Source organism: Variovorax sp. E3 (assembly GCF_016082275.1).
Taxonomy (GTDB): Bacteria; Pseudomonadota; Gammaproteobacteria; order Burkholderiales; family Burkholderiaceae_C; genus Variovorax.
Window position 1 is genome coordinate 1 of record NZ_MOWM01000345.1, and the last position, 1,066, is coordinate 1,066.

A 1,066-nucleotide genomic window follows, 5' to 3' on the forward strand; every position below is an offset into this window, starting at 1 on the left:
TGGGCTGCTGCCGGTTTCAAAGACACCTTGTTAAGGTGGAAGATGAAACCGGAGGTGGTTTATGGGAACGAGAAGGCAATTCAGCCGAGAGTTCAAGCTTGAGGCAGTCAAGCTGGTGAAGGAACGAGGCGTGTCGGTGGCACAGGCTGCACGTGACCTCGATGTACACGAGAACGTGTTGCGCAAGTGGGTGCGCGAGGCTGCGGTCGACCCGCAGCAGGCGTTTCCTGGTCAGGGCGTGATGAAGCCCGAACAGGCGGAGCTGGAGCGCTTGAGGAGGGAGAACGCCAAGCTGCGCATGGAGCGCGACCTATTGAAAAAAGCGGCGGCCTACTTCGCCAAGGAGTCGATGTGAAGTTCGGCTTCGTTGCGAAACACCGAGGGACGTGGCCGTTGGCAATGATGTGCGAGGCGCTCGGTGTCTCGCGAAGCGGCTTCTATGCGTGGCTCAGCAGGCCCCGAAGCCAACGCAGTCTGGAAGACGAGGTGCTCGGCAGCCAGGTGCGTCAGAGCTTCCTGGGCAGCGACCGCACCCATGGTGCTCGGCGCGTGTGGCATGACGTGCTGGCACTGGGTCAGCGATGCGGATTGCACCGCATTGAACGGCTCATGCGTGAGCAGGCCCTGCGCGCGAGGCCGCGACGTCGAGGCTTGCCGCAGGACCGAGGCCAGCGCAGCGCTATCGCCGACAACGTGTTGGACCGCCAGTTCCAGGCTGATGCGCCCAACCAGAAGTGGGTGGCCGACTTCACGTACATCTGGACGGCCGAGGGCTGGCTATATGCCGCTGCGGTACTCGACCTGTACTCGCGTCGCATCGTCGGCTGGTCGATGCAGGACAGCATGACCACGCAGCTCGTTGCCGATGCGCTGATGATGGCAGTGTGGCGCCGGGGCAAGCCGGTCGCATTGCTGCATCACTCCGACCAAGGAAGCCAATACACCAGCGAGCAGTTCCAGGAGCTGCTCAAGGAGCAAGGCATCACCTGCAGCATGAGCCGCGCGGGCGAGGTCTGGGACAACTCGGCCATGGAGAGCTTCTTCAGTTCATTGAAGACCGAGCGCA

Annotated in this window: 1 pseudogene; it reads left to right on the forward strand. The window is 62.4% G+C overall.

The window, feature by feature from the left end:
- Positions 1–61: 61 nt before the first annotated feature.
- Positions 62–1,066: pseudogene (locus BMG07_RS40745) on the forward strand (IS3 family transposase); the annotation flags it as partial.